Raw genomic sequence first — 16,514 nt, forward strand, 5'->3', positions numbered from 1 at the left:
AAAACGACGCCTGACCCGATTCAAAATGTGGGAGCGAGCGAGCCTGCTCGCGATAGCGCCAGCACATCCAGCATCAATGTGACTGAAAGACCGCTATCGCGAGCAGGCTCGCTCCCACATTTTGAATCGGGTCAGGCGTCGTTTTCGTGGGTTAGCTCAAGGACGCGGTCGACCATTTTGTTTATTCCGGAAGCAGCCTCACTGATCGATTGCGCCAGCATGTACGCCGGTGTACTCACCAGCTTGCGGGCCCGGTCTTCGACGATTTCGGTCACGGCGCAATCGGTGTGGGTCGCGCCCATTTTGTTCATGGCTGCCGCAGTCTCGGCGTCGTTGCCGATGGTGCAGTTCACCCCCGGGCCATAGATCTTCGCCGCCAGCGCCGGCGAGATGCACATCAAGCCGACTGGCTTCCCCGCTTCGGCGAAGGCTTCGGTCAGCGCCAGGACGTCCGGTTGCACGGTGCAGCCCGCGCCTTCGATGGCGAAGTTCGACAGGTTCTTCGCTGAGCCAAATCCACCGGGAACGATCAGTGCGTCGAAGTCGTCGACATCGGCCTCGCAAATATCCTTGATGTTGCCCCGGGCGATCCGCGCCGATTCCACCAATACATTGCGCGACTCGGGCATTTCCTCGCCGGTCAGGTGGTTGATCACATGCAATTGCGCGATGTTCGGGGCAAAGCACTGCACCTGAGCGCCACGCTGGTCCAGTCTCAGCAGGGTAATCACGCTTTCGTGGATCTCGGCGCCGTCGTACACGCCACAGCCGGAAAGGATCACTGCAATTTTTTTGCTCATGGGTTGTTCTCCAGATTCATGGCGTTAAATGTCCACTAATTTGACGCTCGTTGCCATAGGGTAAATTCGCGGTTACACCTAGCATCAGTCCTCAAGATTCCGATCAGGGCGCGTCATGGACTTCATTCTGTATGCAGTGCCGTTTTTCTTCGTGCTGATTGCCGTGGAGTTGCTGGCCGACCGTTGGCGCGGGGTCAGCAACTATCGTGTAGCCGATGCGATCAACAGCATGAGCACCGGTGTGCTGTCGACCACCACGGGCCTGTTGACCAAAGGAGTAGGGCTGGTGACCTATGCGTTTGCCCTTGAGCATTTGACGCTATTCGAGCTATCGGCCGATAGCGTTTGGGTCTGGGTATTTGCCTTTGTCCTTTACGACTTCTGCTACTACTGGCTGCACCGTATGGGCCATGAACGCAATATTTTCTGGGCCGCACACTCGGTGCATCATCAGAGCGAGGAATACAACCTGTCCACGGCGTTGCGCCAGACCAGCACCGGCTTCCTGCTGAGCTGGATTTTCTACCTGCCGATGGCCGTGCTCGGGGTGCCGCTGCTGGTGTTCGTCAGCGTGGCGGCGCTGAATCTGCTGTATCAATTCTGGGTGCATACCAGGCACATCCCCAAGCTCGGCTGGTTCGAATGGTTCTTCGTGACGCCGTCCAATCATCGGGCTCACCATGCGCAGAATGCTCTCTACATGGATCGCAACTACGGTGGGGTGTTCATTGTTTGGGATCGTCTATTTGGCTCGTTTCAAGAAGAATACGACAACGAACCGGTGATTTTCGGCGTGACCACGCCGTTGGCGAGCTGGAATCCGCTGTGGGCCAACGTGCAGTTCTATGCGCAGTTGTGGGATGACGCGCGGCGTGCCCAGAGCAAGTGGGACAAGCTGCGGATCTGGTTTATGCGCACCGGTTGGCGTCCGGCGGATGTGGCGGCCAGGTTTCCGTCGAGCAAGCCTGACTTGAGCCTGTTCCGTAAATTCGAGGTGCCGCTGGACAGCCGTCAGCAGCTGTATGTTGTGTCGCAGTTTTGCGCCTACATCGCGCTGGGCAGCTACTTGATGAACCTGGAGCGGGGCTTGCCAACTGCCGCGTTGGTACTTGGCTGGGGTGCGGTGGCGCTGGGGTTGTTTAGTTTGGGCGTGGTCCTGGAGAATCGCCCGTGGGCGTTGAAGCTGGAGCTGCTGCGGCTGGCATCGAATGTGCCGCTGGTGTGGCTGGCGCCTATGGTCGGGCTGTGGCCGGCTGGCGCGGTGGGCTGGGTCGGCCTGCTCAGTTACAGCCTGTTCAGTGTCATCGGTCTCTACTGCTGCAGAAACCGCTTCACTCGCCTGGCGTCTTAGGCGCTTCGACATTGACCCGTGCTGCTTTCAGGGCTTGCTCGTCAGCGTAGACTTTCTTCGCCAGGCGGGCATTCTTGAAACGTCGACGCGCCCACAGGCCCAGGCCCAGTACCAACAAGGCGCCGAGCACCCACAGTTCGTACTTCTTGACGCTGCCGAGCATACCCTCCAGCACGGCGCCAAAATGATAAGCCGCCGCTGCCAGTGCGGTCGCCCAGATCGCCGCACCAATCCCGTTCAGCAGCAGATAACGTCCCGGTGGATATCCCGACAGGCCAATGGCCACCGGCATCACCGTGCGCAAACCGTAGACAAAACGGAAGCTGAGCACCCAGATGTCCGGGTGCCTGCGAATGTGCTCCAGCGCCCGATCACCCATCATCTGCCAGCGCGGCTTGCGCGCCAGCAATTTGCGACCGTGCTTGCGCCCCATGAAGTACCACAGCTGATCACCGGCATAACTGCCGAAGAACGCCACGACCACCACCCAATTGATGTCCATGTATCCGCGGAACGCGAGGAAGCCGGCGAGCACAAGGATGGTTTCGCCTTCGAAGAACGTGCCGAGAAACAGGGCAAAGTAGCCAAAGTCGTGCAGAAATTGTTGGAGCATTGTCTGGATGCTGGCGAARTGAACGCGCAGCCTAACCTGCCGTGCACATTCATGAAAGTGTCCAAATGTGTCTCGACGTGAACATTTCCTACAAGGACAATGGAATGCGACTACCTGTCACAGGGTGCACATAACTGTAATGCGTTAGTCATAATGATCGCTTATAACTGTCACGCTCGCCCGCCAGCGCGAGTTCAGGAGTCTGCCGTGAGCTTTACCCCCGCCAACCGTCTGTTTCCCGCCACCCGCCTGCGCCGCAACCGTCGTGATGAATTTTCGCGTCGACTGGTCCGTGAGAACGTTCTGAGCGTTGATGACCTGATTCTGCCAGTGTTCGTCCTGGACGGTGAAAACCGTCGCGAGGCGGTGGCCTCGATGCCGGGCGTCGAACGCCTGACCATCGATCTGTTGCTGGAAGAAGCCGCGAAGTGGGTTGAGCTGGGGATTCCGGCGTTGGCGCTGTTCCCGGTCACGCCACCCGAGCTCAAGACACTGGATGCCGCCGAAGCCTGGAACCCGAACGGTATTGCCCAGCGCGCCACTCGGGCTTTACGCGCACAGTTCCCGGAACTGGGGGTAATCACCGATGTTGCGCTGGATCCGTTTACCACCCACGGTCAGGACGGCATCATCGACGAAGACGGCTACGTGCAGAACGACATTACCGTTGATGCACTGGTCAGGCAGGCCCTGTCCCATGCCGAAGCTGGCGCGCAGGTGGTGGCCCCGTCTGACATGATGGACGGTCGCATCCAGGCCATCCGCGAAGCCCTGGAGCTTGCTGATCACGTCAACGTGCGGATCATGGCCTATTCGGCAAAATACGCCAGCGCCTACTATGGCCCGTTCCGCGACGCGGTCGGTTCGGCGCTGAACCTGGGCAAGGCCAACAAGGCCAGTTATCAGATGGACCCGGCCAACAGCAACGAAGCCCTGCACGAAGTGGCGGCAGACTTGTCAGAAGGCGCGGACATGGTCATGGTCAAGCCAGGCATGCCGTATCTGGACATCCTTTACCGGGTCAAAGAAGAATTCAAAGTGCCGACGTTTGTTTATCAAGTCAGCGGCGAGTACGCCATGCACATGGCGGCAATCCAGAATGGCTGGTTGAGCGAAGGGGTTATTCTCGAATCCCTGACCGCTTTTAAACGAGCAGGCGCCGATGGCATCCTGACTTACTTTGCCGTCCGTGCCGCTCAACTGTTACGAGAGCAAAAATAGCCCTCCCAGGAACATTCCATGAATACCGAAGTACTCACTGAAGTTGCTGTAAAAGAGGCTCAACCTGTGGTCGARCAAATCGCCGAAACCCCGCCGGAGCTGGAGCCCGCTCCGCCCGCGGTGGTGGCCGAGCCCGTAGCAACGGTGCCGGCGATTGCCATTCCCGGACTGGATGACAGCAGCCTGTACATCCATCGCGAGCTCTCGCAACTGCAGTTCAACATCCGCGTGCTGGAACAGGCGCTCGATGTGTCCTACCCCTTGCTGGAGCGGCTGAAGTTTCTGCTGATCTTCTCCAGCAACCTGGACGAGTTCTTCGAAATTCGTGTGGCCGGCCTGAAGAAGCAGATCACCTTCGCCCGCGAACAAGCCGGCGCCGATGGTCTGCAACCGCATCAGGCCCTGGCCCGCATCAGCGAACTGGTGCACGGTCATGTTGACCGCCAGTACGCGATCCTCAACGACATTCTGTTGCCGGAGCTGGAAAAACATCAGGTCCGCTTTATCCGTCGTCGTCACTGGACCACCAAACTCAAGACCTGGGTTCGCCGTTATTTCCGCGACGAGATCGCGCCGATCATCACCCCGATCGGTCTCGACCCGACGCACCCGTTCCCGTTGCTGGTGAACAAGAGCCTGAACTTCATCGTCGAGCTTGAAGGCATCGACGCCTTCGGTCGCGATTCCGGTCTGGCAATTATCCCGGCACCGCGACTGCTGCCGCGAGTCATCAAGGTGCCGGAAGAAGTTGGCGGCGCCGGCGACAACTATGTGTTCCTGTCGTCGATGATCCACGCCCACGCCGATGACCTGTTCCAGGGCATGAAGGTCAAGGGCTGCTACCAGTTCCGGCTGACCCGTAACGCCGACCTGGCGCTGGATTCCGAGGACGTCGAAGACCTGGCCCGCGCGCTGCGCGGCGAACTGTTCTCCCGTCGCTACGGTGACGCGGTGCGTCTGGAAGTGGCTGACACCTGCCCGAAACACCTGTCTGACTACCTGCTCAAGCAATTCAACCTTAGCGAGTCCGAGCTGTATCAGGTCAACGGCCCGGTGAACCTGACGCGTCTGTTCAGCATCACCGGCCTGGACAGCCAGCGCGAGTTGCAATACCTGCCATTCACGCCGCAGATCCCGAAACTGCTGCAAAACAGCGAGAATATTTTCAGCGTGATCAGCAAGCAGGACATTCTGCTGCTGCACCCGTTCGAATCGTTTACCCCGGTAGTCGACCTGCTGCGTCAGGCCGCCAAAGACCCGCACGTGCTGGCTGTGCGTCAGACCCTGTACCGTTCTGGCGCCAACTCGGAAATTGTCGATGCGCTGGTGGATGCGGCGCGTAACGGCAAAGAGGTCACGGCGGTGATCGAATTGCGGGCACGGTTCGACGAAGAGTCCAATCTGCAACTGGCCAGCCGCCTGCAAGCGGCCGGTGCGGTGGTGATCTACGGCGTGGTCGGCTTCAAGACCCACGCCAAGATGATGCTGATTCTGCGTCGCGAGGCGGGCGAAATTGTTCGTTACGCACACTTGGGCACGGGCAACTATCACGCCGGCAACGCTCGCCTCTACACCGACTACAGTCTGCTGACCTCCGACGACGCCTTGTGCGAAGACGTCGGCAAACTGTTCAGCCAATTGATCGGCATGGGTAAAACCCTGCGCATGAAGAAGCTGTTGCATGCGCCGTTCACGCTGAAGAAGGGCATGCTGGACATGATTGCCCGGGAGACCCAATTCGCCCTCGACGGCAAACCGGCGCATATCATTGCCAAGTTCAACTCGCTGACCGATCCCAAGATCATCCGCGCGCTGTACAAGGCCAGTCAGTCCGGGGTGCGTATCGACCTGATCGTGCGCGGCATGTGCTGCCTGCGTCCGGGCATCGCCGGGGTTTCGCACAACATCCACGTGCGTTCGATCATCGGTCGCTTCCTGGAACACACCCGAGTCTTCTACTTCCTCAATGGCGGCGACGAACAGATGTTCCTCTCCAGTGCCGACTGGATGGAACGCAACCTCGACAAGCGCGTCGAGACCTGCTTCCCGGTAGAAGGTCGCAAGCTGATTGTGCGGGTCAAAAAAGAGCTGGAGCTGTACCTCACCGATAACACACACAGCTGGAGCCTGCAGTCGGACGGTCGTTACGTCCGTAACACACCGACCGGCAACCAGAACCCGCGCAGTGCCCAAGCGACATTGCTGGAGCGTTTGGGCAGTCCGATCCTCGCCGTTCGGTAACACTCCCACAGGGGGTTGTGTCGCTTGCTAAATCGCGGGCACAAAAAAGGCGATCCATTGGATCGCCCTTTTTTATTTTCAGCGGGTTTTCAGCGAGCGCTCAGGACAATGTCGACTCGGGTGAGCCATTCCGCTTCGATGGCGAAGTCGGCCTGGGTCAATTGGTTGTCGTCCAGCCATTTCTCCGGGAACAGTACTTCCAGGCTGTTGCCATTGGCGCGCAGTTCGACCTGAGGCATTTGCTGGGTACCGCGGATGTGATGGAACAGGATCGCAAAGCGCAGCAATACGCACAGACGAATCAGCTTGATGCCGTCATCGCCGAACTCGGCGAATTTGTCCTTGGGAATGTTGCGTCGGTGACCACGTACCAGCAGGGCCAGCATTAGCTGGTCCTCGCGGGAGAACCCGGCCAGGTCCGAGTGTTCGATCAGGTAGGCGCCATGCTTGTGGTACTGATAGTGAGCAATGTCCAGGCCTACTTCGTGGACCTTGGCGGCCCAACCGAGCAGTTCACGCCAGACGCCGTCATCCAGCCCCCAGTCCTTGGCGACTTGATCGAAGGCATGCAGCGCCTTGCGTTCGACCCGCACCGCTTGTTCCTGATCGACGTGATAACGCTCCATCAGCGAGCTGAGCGTGCGTTCACGGACGTCTTCGTGGTGATGACGGCCCAAGAGGTCGTAGAGCACGCCTTCACGCAGGGCGCCTTCGCAGTGGTCCATGCGCTGGAGTTCCAGGGCGTCGAAAATCGCTTCGAGAATCGCCAGGCCCGCCGGGAAAATGGCCCGACGGTCGGGCTTGATGCCGTCGAAGTCGATTTTCTCTACGTCGCCAAGCTTGATCAGTTTGCGCTTGAGCCAGGCCAGGCCTTCGGCATTCACCTCGCCAGTGCCATGGCCGCCGGCCTTCAGCGCCAGGCCAATGGCGCGGATGGTGCCAGAGGAGCCGATGGCTTCATCCCAGGTCAGGCGGTGCAGGGCATGCTCGATGCTCATGATCTCCAGCCGTGCCGCGGTGTACGCCTGGGCGTAGCGGGCCGGGGTGATCTTGCCGTCCTTGAAATAACGCTGGGTGTAGCTGACGCAGCCCATTTGCAGGCTTTCGCGCAGCAGCGGCTCAAAGCGCTGGCCGATGATGAATTCGGTACTGCCGCCGCCGATGTCGGCCACCAGGCGTTTGCCCGGGGTGTCGGCGAGGGTGTGGGACACGCCGAGGTAGATCAGGCGTGCTTCTTCGCGGCCGGAGATGACTTCTACCGGGTGGCCGAGGATGTCTTCGGCGCGGTGGATGAATTCGGCGCGGTTACGGGCCTCACGCAGGGCGTTGGTGCCGACGATGCGCACGGCGCCTGTGGGCATACCGTTGATCAGTTGGGCAAAACGCTTGAGGCAGTCGAGCCCGCGTTGCATGGATTCTTCGTTGAGATGGCGCTCTTCGTCGATGCCTGCGGCCAGCTGAACCTTCTCCCCGAGACGCTCGAGAATGCGGATCTCGCCGTTCTGGGCCTTGGCCACGACCATGTGAAAGCTGTTGGAGCCCAGGTCGATTGCGGCGATCAGGGACAGATTCTTGGCTTGGGATTGCGGCATGGTCAGGGGGTCTCGGTCGATAACCTCGACATCCTGCCACGATCAAAGGCTGGCGCCAACGCGCAGTGTTCAAAGCTGATCGTTCCCATGCTCCGCGTGGGAATGCAGCCCGGGACGCTCTGCGTCCCAAAAGCGGACGCGGAGCGACCGTCGAGGCATTCCCACGCGGAGCATGGGAACGATCAGGTGGTGTGTTCAACCGTGCCAATGAAATTCGCCAGCTCAGCCGTCTGCGGATTGGCGAACAGCACTTTCGGATCCCCCACCTCATGCACCTTGCCCTGATGCATGAACACCAACTTATCCCCAACCTCCCGGGCAAAGCGCATTTCGTGGGTGACCATGATCAGCGTCATCCCGTCCCTGGCCAGTTGTCGGACCACACTCAACACTTCATTGACCAGCTCCGGGTCCAGCGCCGAGGTAATCTCATCGCACAGCAACACCTTGGGCGACATGGCCAGCGCCCGGGCAATGGCCACCCGCTGTTGTTGCCCGCCGGACAGCCGGTCGGGGAAGGCGTCAAACTTTTCCCCGAGTCCTACGCGCTCCAGCATCTCCCTCGCCAGTTCGGCCGCTTTGGCTTTCGGTACTTTCTGCACCACTTGCGGCGCGAGCATGACGTTCTCGCCAACGGTCAGGTGCGGGAACAAGTTGAACTGCTGGAACACCATGCCGACTTTCTGCCGCAGGCTGCGCAAGTCTGCGCGGGCGGCGTCGAGGTATTCGCCGTCCACTTCGATCACGCCGTCGTTGATCGACTCCAGGCCATTGAGCGTGCGCAATAACGTGGATTTGCCCGAGCCGCTACGACCGATGATCGCCACCACCTGGCCTTCCTCGACGCTCAAGTCGATGCCTTTGAGCACATGGTGATCGCCGTAATATTTATGCAGGGCGGAAATTCTAAGCAGAGGCATGCAGTCTCCTTTCCAGGTAGCGCGCGCTGAGGGACAAGGGGTAGCAGAGCAGGAAGTAACCGAGGGCAACCAGTCCATACACCATGAAGGGTTCGAAGGTGGCGTTGGCAAGCATGCCGCCGGTCTTGGTCAGTTCGGTGAAACCAATGATGGAAGTCACGGCGGTGCCTTTGACCACTTGCACCGAAAAGCCCACGGTCGGCGCCACGGCGATCCGCAGCGCTTGCGGCAGGATCACGTAACGCAGTTGCTCCAGTGGATTGAGCGCCAGGCTTGATGACGCTTCCCACTGGCCGTTGGGGATCGATTCGACGCAACCGCGCCAGATCTCCGCCAGATACGCGCTGGTAAACAGCGTCAAGGCCACCGCAGCAGCCATCCACGGCGAAATATCCATGCCGGCCAGCGCCACGCCGAAGAACACCAGAAACAGCTGCATCAACAGCGGCGTGCCCTGGAACAGTTCGATGTAAGTGCGAGCAACGCTGCGCGGCAGGGATTTTTTCGAAATGCGCATGACCAGGATCAGCAAGCCGAGCAACCCGCCGCCGATAAACGCCACCAACGACAGCGCCAGGGTCCATTGCAGGCCCGTGAGCAAGTTGCGCACGACGTCCCAAAAGGTGAAATCACTCATTGGCTGCTCCTGGCGATATACCGGCGACCGATCCAGTTCAGCAATTGGCGGATCAACAGCGCCATGCACAGGTACAGCAGGGTAGTCAGGGCATAGGTTTCAAAGGCACGGAAGTTGCGCGATTGAATGAAGTTGGCGGCGAAACTCAGTTCTTCGGTGGCTATCTGCGAGCAGACGGCGGAACCCAGCATGACGATGATGATCTGGCTGCTTAACGCCGGCCAGACTTTGCCCAGGGCCGGCAGCATGACCACATGGCGGAACGCTTCGAAGCGGTTCATTGCCAAGGCGGCTGCGGCTTCGAGCTGCCCCCGGGGAATCGCCTGGATGCCGGCTCGAATGATCTCGGTGGAATAGGCGCCGAGGTTGATCACCATCGCCAGCACGGCGGCCTGCCATTCGGAAATCTGCACGCCCAGGGAGGGCAAGCCGAAGAAGATGAAAAACAACTGCACCAGAAACGGTGTGTTGCGGATCAGCTCGACGTAAACCCCGAAAATCGCCGAGAACGGTCGAATGTTCCACGCCCGTACCAGCGCCCCGACGATGCCCAGGCCCACGCCAAGCAATGCACCGATAGCCGTCAGCTCAAGGGTGAAGAGCGCACCGTGCAGCAACAGGTCGGTGTTTTGCACCACCGGCAGAAAGTCGAACTGATAAGCCATGCTCAGTCTCCTTGGCGAAAGTCAGAGACCGGCCGGCAACGGTTCTTTCAGCCAGGTTTGGGAATTTTTCTCCAGCGCACCGTCAGTCTTGGCGGTGGCGAGGATCTGGTTGACCTTGCCCAACAGCGCGGGCTCGTTCTTGTTCACGCCAACGTAGACCGGCGAATCCTTGAGCTTCACTTTCAGCGCGGGTACACGCTTCGGGTTTTTTTCGCTGATCGCCACCATCACCACGTTGCCGCTGGCGATCAGGTCAACCTGGCCGGCGAGGTAGGCGGCAATGGTCGAGTTGTTGTCTTCGAAGCGTTTGATGGTCACGCCTTCGGGGGCCACCTTGGTCAGCTCGATGTCTTCGATGGCGCCACGGGTGACGCTGATGGTTTTGCCCTTGAGATCGTCCAGGCTTTTGATGTCGGCGTCCGGCGGGCCGAACACCGCGAGGTAGAAGGGTGCATAGGCGCTGGAGAAGTCGATGACCTTCTCGCGCTCGGGGTTCTTGCCGAGGCTGGAGATCACCAGATCCACCTTGCCGGTGGTCAGGAACGGGATGCGGTTGGTGCTGTTGACCGGGGTCAGTTCGAGGTTGACCTTGAGCTGATCAGCCAGCAGTTTCGCGGTATCGATGTCCAGGCCGCGCGGTTTCATGTCCGGGCCGACCGAACCGAAGGGCGGGAAGTCCTGCGGTACGGCGACTTTGAGAACGCCGCGTTTAACCACATCCTCCAGACCGTCGGCGTGGGCGGGCGCCTGGCTCAGCATCAGGCTGGCAAACAGGGCGGCAAGGAGGGCGCTGTAACGCTGGGTCATGGCAAATCTCCGGATCGGCGAGAAGTAAATTCTGCGGATCGACAGAGCACGGGCCATGCCAAGAGTGGATTTTGGGGTGCGCAGGCCACGGGTTTACTGGCGTTGCTCGGTCTTACTGGTCTGAACAGTCAGGTCGTGTTTCGCACCCCGATAGCGCATCGCCTGAAACGACCGAACCCCCATGGGGCACGACTTGCCGGGCGCTGCGATTAGCTTTACAACTGAGCGCTCTTTGGCCTGGTTCGTCGGAAAAACCATGAATTCGCTCTCCCGCGCCGTTCCAGAAGTGGCACTGCAAGCCATTCGTAAACTGATCACCGAGCAAGGATTCGGGCCGGGCGATGCCTTGCCCTCGCAACGGGACTTGGCGGTGCAGTTGGGGGTCAGTCGAGCGTCATTGCGTGAGGCGTTATCGTCGCTGAGTGCGCTGGGGGTGATCAGTATCCAGCCAGGCAAAGGCGTATTCGTGCAGTCGCCGGTGGACTTTCCGCGTGGCGAGCCCGCTGTGAGCTGGCCGTTCGCGGCCCAGGCTTCGCCGCTGGATATTTTCCAGTTGCGTTATGCCCTGGAGGGTTTTGCCGCCGGGTTGGCGGCGGTGACCCTGAGCACTCAAGAGCTCGATGCACTGGAAGACAACGTCACTGCCATGCGCAATGAATTGAAGTCCGGCGACTTCGAGACGGCGGCGCGGCTGGATTTCGAGTTTCACCGGCGCATCCTGCTGGCCAGCGGGAATCAAGCGATGCTGAGCATCCTCACCGCCACCGCCGAGATTTTTCTGGAGAGCCAGAAGCTACCGTTCATCCGGGCGGAGCGGGCCATGGAAACGTGGCAGGAACACCGAAAAATCCTCCGCGCGCTGGCCCGGCGGGCCTCCGGCGCTGCACAGAAAGCTATGCACGAACATGTACGAAACGCAGCGCTGCGTACAGGTATTGCCTTCGTTGCTCCCGCCACCTCATGACTTGAGCTATACCCAAACTCATGGATCACCATAGCGAGACTCAATCATCTGCACCTTCCTGAACGAAGGAAGGGCGGCTATGATGGGCCACGTTTTTTTGCTTACAACCTGGAGACTTCCATGAGCAGCGATCTTATCAAACACGTTAGCGACGCTAGCTTCGAGGCCGACGTACTCAAGGCCGAAGGCGCTGTACTGGTCGACTACTGGGCTGAATGGTGCGGCCCTTGCAAAATGATCGCTCCTGTTCTGGACGAAATTGCTGAAACCTACAAAGGCAAGCTGACCGTTGCCAAACTGAACATCGACGAAAACCAGGAAACACCGGCCAAGCATGGCGTGCGTGGTATCCCGACGCTGATGCTGTTCAAGAACGGCAACGTTGAAGCGACCAAGGTCGGCGCACTGTCCAAGTCGCAGCTGGCTGCGTTCCTCGACGCCAACATCTAAGCGTTGATTAAAGCGTCATCAAAAAGGCCCCGCACATTGCGGGGCTTTTTCGTTATTCAGGGCTAGACGCTCCGAAACTCAGGTGTTACATTCGGCCCCGCACTGGTTTCTCCATTGCCCCCTGCTAGCCGTCGCCGACGCACTCCTTTTCGAATAAGTACGCGATCCTGTCGCCTTCTCTGCGGCGCGGCCTCATTAAGCCAAAAGCTTAATTTCCCCCCTCCATAAATGATTACGTCATTCCTATATGAATCTGACTGAACTCAAGCAAAAGCCGATTACCGAACTGCTCGAATTGGCCGAACAGATGGGCATAGAAAATATGGCCCGTTCGCGCAAGCAGGACGTGATTTTCTCCCTGCTCAAAAAGCACGCTAAAAGCGGCGAGGAAATCTCCGGTGATGGCGTGCTGGAGATTCTCCAGGACGGTTTCGGCTTCCTGCGCTCCGCTGACGCTTCCTATCTGGCCGGCCCGGACGATATCTACGTCTCGCCGAGCCAGATCCGTCGCTTTAACTTGCGCACCGGTGACACCATCGTTGGCAAGATCCGCCCTCCAAAGGAAGGCGAGCGTTATTTCGCGCTGCTCAAGGTTGATACGATCAACTACGATCGTCCCGAGAACGCGAAAAACAAGATTCTCTTCGAGAACCTGACCCCGCTGTTCCCGACTGTGCGCATGAAGATGGAAGCCGGTAACGGTTCCACCGAAGACTTGACCGGTCGTGTCATCGACCTGTGCGCCCCGATTGGCAAAGGCCAGCGCGGTCTGATCGTTGCACCGCCGAAAGCCGGTAAAACCATCATGCTGCAGAACATTGCAGCGAACATCGCACGTAACAACCCGGAAGTTCATCTGATCGTCTTGCTGATCGACGAGCGTCCGGAAGAAGTGACCGAAATGCAGCGCACCGTGCGCGGCGAAGTGGTTGCCTCGACGTTCGACGAGCCGCCAACCCGCCACGTGCAGGTTGCCGAAATGGTGATCGAGAAGGCCAAGCGCTTGGTCGAACACAAGAAAGACGTGGTGATCCTGCTCGACTCCATCACCCGTCTGGCTCGCGCCTACAACACCGTGATCCCGAGCTCCGGCAAGGTACTGACCGGTGGTGTCGATGCCCACGCCCTGGAGAAACCGAAACGTTTCTTCGGCGCCGCGCGGAACATCGAGGAAGGCGGTTCGCTGACCATCATCGCTACCGCGCTGGTTGAAACCGGCTCGAAGATGGACGAAGTGATCTACGAAGAATTCAAAGGCACCGGCAACATGGAACTGCCTCTGGATCGTCGTATCGCTGAAAAACGCGTCTTCCCGGCCATCAACATCAACCGTTCCGGCACGCGCCGCGAAGAGTTGCTGACTGCTGACGACGAGTTGCAGCGCATGTGGATCCTGCGCAAGCTGCTGCATCCGATGGACGAGATCGCTGCCATCGAGTTCCTGGTCGACAAGTTGAAAACGACCAAGACCAACGATGAGTTCTTCCTGTCGATGAAACGCAAGTAAGTTGAACAGGCCAAAAAGCCGGGGAAACCCGGCTTTTTGCTATCTGATTTTTGATCAATCGGCAGTTCGTGGTTCTGAATAGAGGGGTTCGGCGCTAAACTGCCACCCCCGAACGGCACGGCCAACACGAGGCTCACGCATGCAGTATCGCGACTTGCGCGACTTTATCAGCGGCCTGGAAAAGCGCGGCGAACTCAAGCGCATCCAGGTTCCGGTGTCCCCAGTGCTCGAAATGACCGAGGTCTGCGACCGCACCCTGCGTGCCAAAGGTCCAGCGCTGCTTTTCGAAAAGCCCACGGGTTATGACATTCCGGTGCTCGGCAACCTGTTCGGCACCCCTGAGCGCGTGGCGCTGGGCATGGGCGCCGAGGCGGTCAGTGAGCTGCGCGAGATCGGCAAGCTGCTGGCCTTCCTCAAAGAGCCCGAGCCTCCGAAGGGCTTGAAAGACGCCTGGTCGAAGTTGCCGATCTTCCGCAAGATCATCGCCATGGCGCCGAAAGTCGTCAAAGATGCGGTGTGCCAGGAAGTGGTCATCGAAGGCGACGATGTCGATCTGGCGATGCTCCCTGTGCAAACCTGCTGGCCGGGTGATGTCGGTCCGCTGATCACCTGGGGCCTGACCGTCACCAAAGGTCCGAACAAGGACCGCCAGAACCTCGGCATCTACCGTCAGCAAGTGATTGGCCGCAACAAGGTCATCATGCGCTGGTTGAGTCACCGTGGCGGTGCGCTGGATTACCGCGAGTGGTGTGAGAAGCATCCTGGCCAGCCATTCCCGGTGTCCGTGGCGTTGGGCGCTGACCCGGCGACCATCCTCGGTGCCGTGACGCCGGTACCGGACAGTCTTTCCGAATACGCGTTTGCCGGTTTGCTGCGGGGCAATCGCACCGAGTTGGTGAAGTGCCGTGGCAATGACCTGCAAGTCCCGGCCACTGCCGAGATCATCCTTGAAGGCGTGATCCATCCCGGTGAGATGGCCGACGAAGGTCCGTATGGCGACCACACCGGTTACTACAACGAAGTCGACAGCTTCCCGGTGTTCACCGTCGAGCGCATCACCCACCGGATCAAGCCGATCTACCACAGCACCTACACCGGCCGTCCACCGGATGAGCCGGCGATTCTCGGCGTGGCGCTGAACGAAGTGTTCGTGCCGATCCTGCAGAAGCAGTTCCCGGAAATCACCGACTTCTACCTGCCGCCGGAAGGCTGCTCGTACCGCATGGCCATCGTGACCATGAAGAAGTCGTATCCGGGCCACGCCAAGCGGGTAATGCTCGGTGTCTGGTCGTTTTTGCGACAGTTCATGTACACCAAGTTCGTTATCGTCACGGATGACGACATCAACGCGCGGGACTGGAACGACGTGATCTGGGCCATCACCACGCGCATGGACCCCAAGCGCGACACGGTGATGATCGACAACACGCCGATCGACTACCTCGACTTTGCCTCGCCGGTGTCCGGCCTGGGGTCGAAAATGGGGCTCGATGCCACGCATAAATGGCCGGGCGAAACCACTCGCGAGTGGGGCCGGGTGATCGTCAAGGACGACGCCGTGACCCAACGGATCGATGCCATCTGGAATCAGTTAGGAATAGATTGATGCGTGTAACCTTGCAGCCCTCCGGAGCAGTGCTTGAGATTCTGCCCGGCGAGCGGATTCTCGATGGTGCGCGGCGCCTGGGCTATGAATGCCCGCAAAGCTGCCGCAACGGCAATTGCCACGTGTGCGCGGCATTGCTGGTGGAAGGGCGGGTCGAACAAGCCGGTAATGTGCGCGACCATGGCGAGTTCTACACTTGCATAGCAGAGCCGCTGGAAGACTGCATCGTGCTGTGGGATGGCGTGCTCGCGCTGGGAGAACTGCCGGTGCGCAGCGTGTCGTGTCAGGTCATTGAATGCAGGGACGTTGGCGGCGACACCTGGCGCGTGCGTCTGCGCGCGCCGGCCGGTAAACCACCGCGTTATCACGCGGGCCAGTACCTGATGATCGAGCGCGAAAGCGGCGAGAAATCCGCGTTCTCCCTGGCGTCGGCACCCCATGGCGGGCGTGACCTGGAAATCCATGTGCTGGCGCGCGAAAGCAGTGCGCTAAACCTGATCAAACAGCTTCAGCGCAATCCGATGGTGCGGGTCGAACTGCCATTTGGCGATACGCATCTGGCGGAATTGCCGGACGGCCCGTTGGTGTTGATCGCCGCGGGCACCGGCATGGGCCAGATCCACAGCCTGATCGAACACTGCCGCGCCACGGGCTTCAAGTATCCGGTTCACCTGTACTGGGGCGTGCGCCGTCCTGAAGACTTTTACCAGATTGAGCATTGGGATGAATGGCTGAAACTGACCAATCTGTTCCTGCACAAGGTCGTCAGTGATCAGTGCGGTTGGGGAGGGCGGTGCGGGATGCTGCACGAGGCGGTGTGTGAGGATTTCCCTGATCTGAAACCCTTGCATGTCTACGCCAGCGGCTCACCGGCCATGGTCTACGGCACGCTGGATGCGTTGGTGGAAGCGGGGATGGATGCGCATCAAATGCGCGCTGACGTATTTGCCTACGCGCCGCGATCTTGATCCGCGATCTTGATCCGCAGTCTTATTCGATATAACTCCTCATATAGCCGATCGGTATTTATAAATTTATATAAATGCCGGTAGGTTATATCTCGTTAAGGCAATAATTTAATAACTGTGCCATGGCACCTAAATTGCCTTAAAACTTATGTGCCTTATTGTTACAGCGGTG

General features: G+C 59.3%; 15 protein-coding genes. 8 read left to right on the plus strand and 7 right to left on the minus strand.

Annotation, left to right across the window (positions count from 1 at the left end):
* Positions 1-131: 131 nt before the first annotated feature.
* On the minus strand, positions 132-800 hold the full coding sequence (gene elbB, locus AC1DSG_RS08135; RefSeq protein WP_477790424.1) for an isoprenoid biosynthesis glyoxalase ElbB: 669 nt from the start codon (positions 798-800) through the stop codon (positions 132-134).
* Between the two features lie 115 nt (positions 801-915).
* Here elbB and AC1DSG_RS08140 point away from each other — a divergent pair, with 115 nt between their 5' ends.
* Positions 916-2,151 carry a sterol desaturase family protein gene (locus AC1DSG_RS08140; protein ID WP_477790425.1) on the plus strand — a complete coding sequence of 412 codons (1,236 nt, stop codon included), beginning with the start codon at positions 916-918 and terminating at the stop codon, positions 2,149-2,151.
* Here AC1DSG_RS08140 and AC1DSG_RS08145 read toward each other — a convergent pair.
* A complete protein-coding gene (locus AC1DSG_RS08145) occupies positions 2,132-2,764 on the minus strand; it encodes a DedA family protein (RefSeq protein WP_007942406.1) in 633 nt (210 codons plus the stop codon). The genes AC1DSG_RS08140 and AC1DSG_RS08145 overlap by 20 nt on opposite strands.
* A 207-nt stretch (positions 2,765-2,971) precedes the next feature.
* On the opposite strand from AC1DSG_RS08145, the gene hemB reads away from it, so the two are divergent.
* Both hemB and ppk1 read left to right on the plus strand, forming a co-directional pair.
* A complete protein-coding gene (gene hemB, locus AC1DSG_RS08150; RefSeq protein WP_477790426.1) occupies positions 2,972-3,985 on the plus strand; it encodes a porphobilinogen synthase in 1,014 nt (337 codons plus the stop codon).
* 18 nt (positions 3,986-4,003) lie between these two features.
* Entirely contained in the window at positions 4,004-6,226 is a 2,223-nt protein-coding gene (ppk1, locus tag AC1DSG_RS08155; RefSeq protein ID WP_477790427.1) for a polyphosphate kinase 1, read from the plus strand.
* Between the two features lie 89 nt (positions 6,227-6,315).
* On the opposite strand, the gene ppx is transcribed toward ppk1, so the two are convergent.
* The 5 genes from ppx to AC1DSG_RS08180 form a co-directional block, all read right to left on the minus strand.
* Entirely contained in the window at positions 6,316-7,818 is a 1,503-nt protein-coding gene (gene ppx / locus AC1DSG_RS08160) for an exopolyphosphatase (RefSeq protein ID WP_477790428.1), read from the minus strand.
* Positions 7,819-8,000: 182 nt separating this feature from the next.
* The gene (locus tag AC1DSG_RS08165) at positions 8,001-8,738 is read right to left on the minus strand and encodes an amino acid ABC transporter ATP-binding protein (protein ID WP_477790429.1); all 738 of its coding nucleotides are present in this window, start codon (positions 8,736-8,738) and stop codon (positions 8,001-8,003) included.
* Entirely contained in the window at positions 8,725-9,375 is a 651-nt protein-coding gene (locus AC1DSG_RS08170; RefSeq protein WP_477790430.1) for an amino acid ABC transporter permease, read from the minus strand. Before AC1DSG_RS08170 ends, AC1DSG_RS08165 begins: the two co-directional genes overlap by 14 nt.
* Complete coding sequence (locus AC1DSG_RS08175) at positions 9,372-10,040, minus strand: amino acid ABC transporter permease (RefSeq protein WP_477790431.1); 669 nt, start codon at positions 10,038-10,040, stop codon at positions 9,372-9,374. Before AC1DSG_RS08175 ends, AC1DSG_RS08170 begins: the two co-directional genes overlap by 4 nt.
* 21 nt (positions 10,041-10,061) lie before the next feature.
* The gene (locus tag AC1DSG_RS08180) at positions 10,062-10,847 is read right to left on the minus strand and encodes a transporter substrate-binding domain-containing protein (protein WP_477790432.1); all 786 of its coding nucleotides are present in this window, start codon (positions 10,845-10,847) and stop codon (positions 10,062-10,064) included.
* Positions 10,848-11,103: 256 nt separating this feature from the next.
* Between AC1DSG_RS08180 and AC1DSG_RS08185 the strand changes: the two genes are divergently transcribed.
* The 5 genes from AC1DSG_RS08185 (at position 11,104) to AC1DSG_RS08205 (ending at position 16,342) form a co-directional block, all read left to right on the plus strand.
* Positions 11,104-11,811 (plus strand): FadR/GntR family transcriptional regulator, encoded by a 708-nt coding sequence (locus tag AC1DSG_RS08185; protein ID WP_477790433.1) that lies wholly within the window; start codon positions 11,104-11,106, stop codon positions 11,809-11,811.
* 120 nt (positions 11,812-11,931) lie between these two features.
* Positions 11,932-12,261 (plus strand): thioredoxin TrxA, encoded by a 330-nt coding sequence (trxA, locus tag AC1DSG_RS08190; protein WP_003206727.1) that lies wholly within the window; start codon positions 11,932-11,934, stop codon positions 12,259-12,261.
* A gap of 247 nt (positions 12,262-12,508) precedes the next feature.
* The gene (gene rho, locus AC1DSG_RS08195) at positions 12,509-13,768 is read left to right on the plus strand and encodes a transcription termination factor Rho (protein WP_007942421.1); all 1,260 of its coding nucleotides are present in this window, start codon (positions 12,509-12,511) and stop codon (positions 13,766-13,768) included.
* Positions 13,769-13,907: 139 nt separating this feature from the next.
* Entirely contained in the window at positions 13,908-15,374 is a 1,467-nt protein-coding gene (gene ubiD, locus AC1DSG_RS08200; RefSeq protein WP_223517803.1) for a 4-hydroxy-3-polyprenylbenzoate decarboxylase, read from the plus strand.
* Complete coding sequence (locus AC1DSG_RS08205; RefSeq protein WP_477790434.1) at positions 15,374-16,342, plus strand: CDP-6-deoxy-delta-3,4-glucoseen reductase; 969 nt, start codon at positions 15,374-15,376, stop codon at positions 16,340-16,342. The genes ubiD and AC1DSG_RS08205 overlap by 1 nt, the downstream gene beginning before the upstream one ends.
* Positions 16,343-16,514 lie beyond the last annotated feature (172 nt).

The organism is Pseudomonas sp. P5_A12 (genome assembly GCF_056400685.1).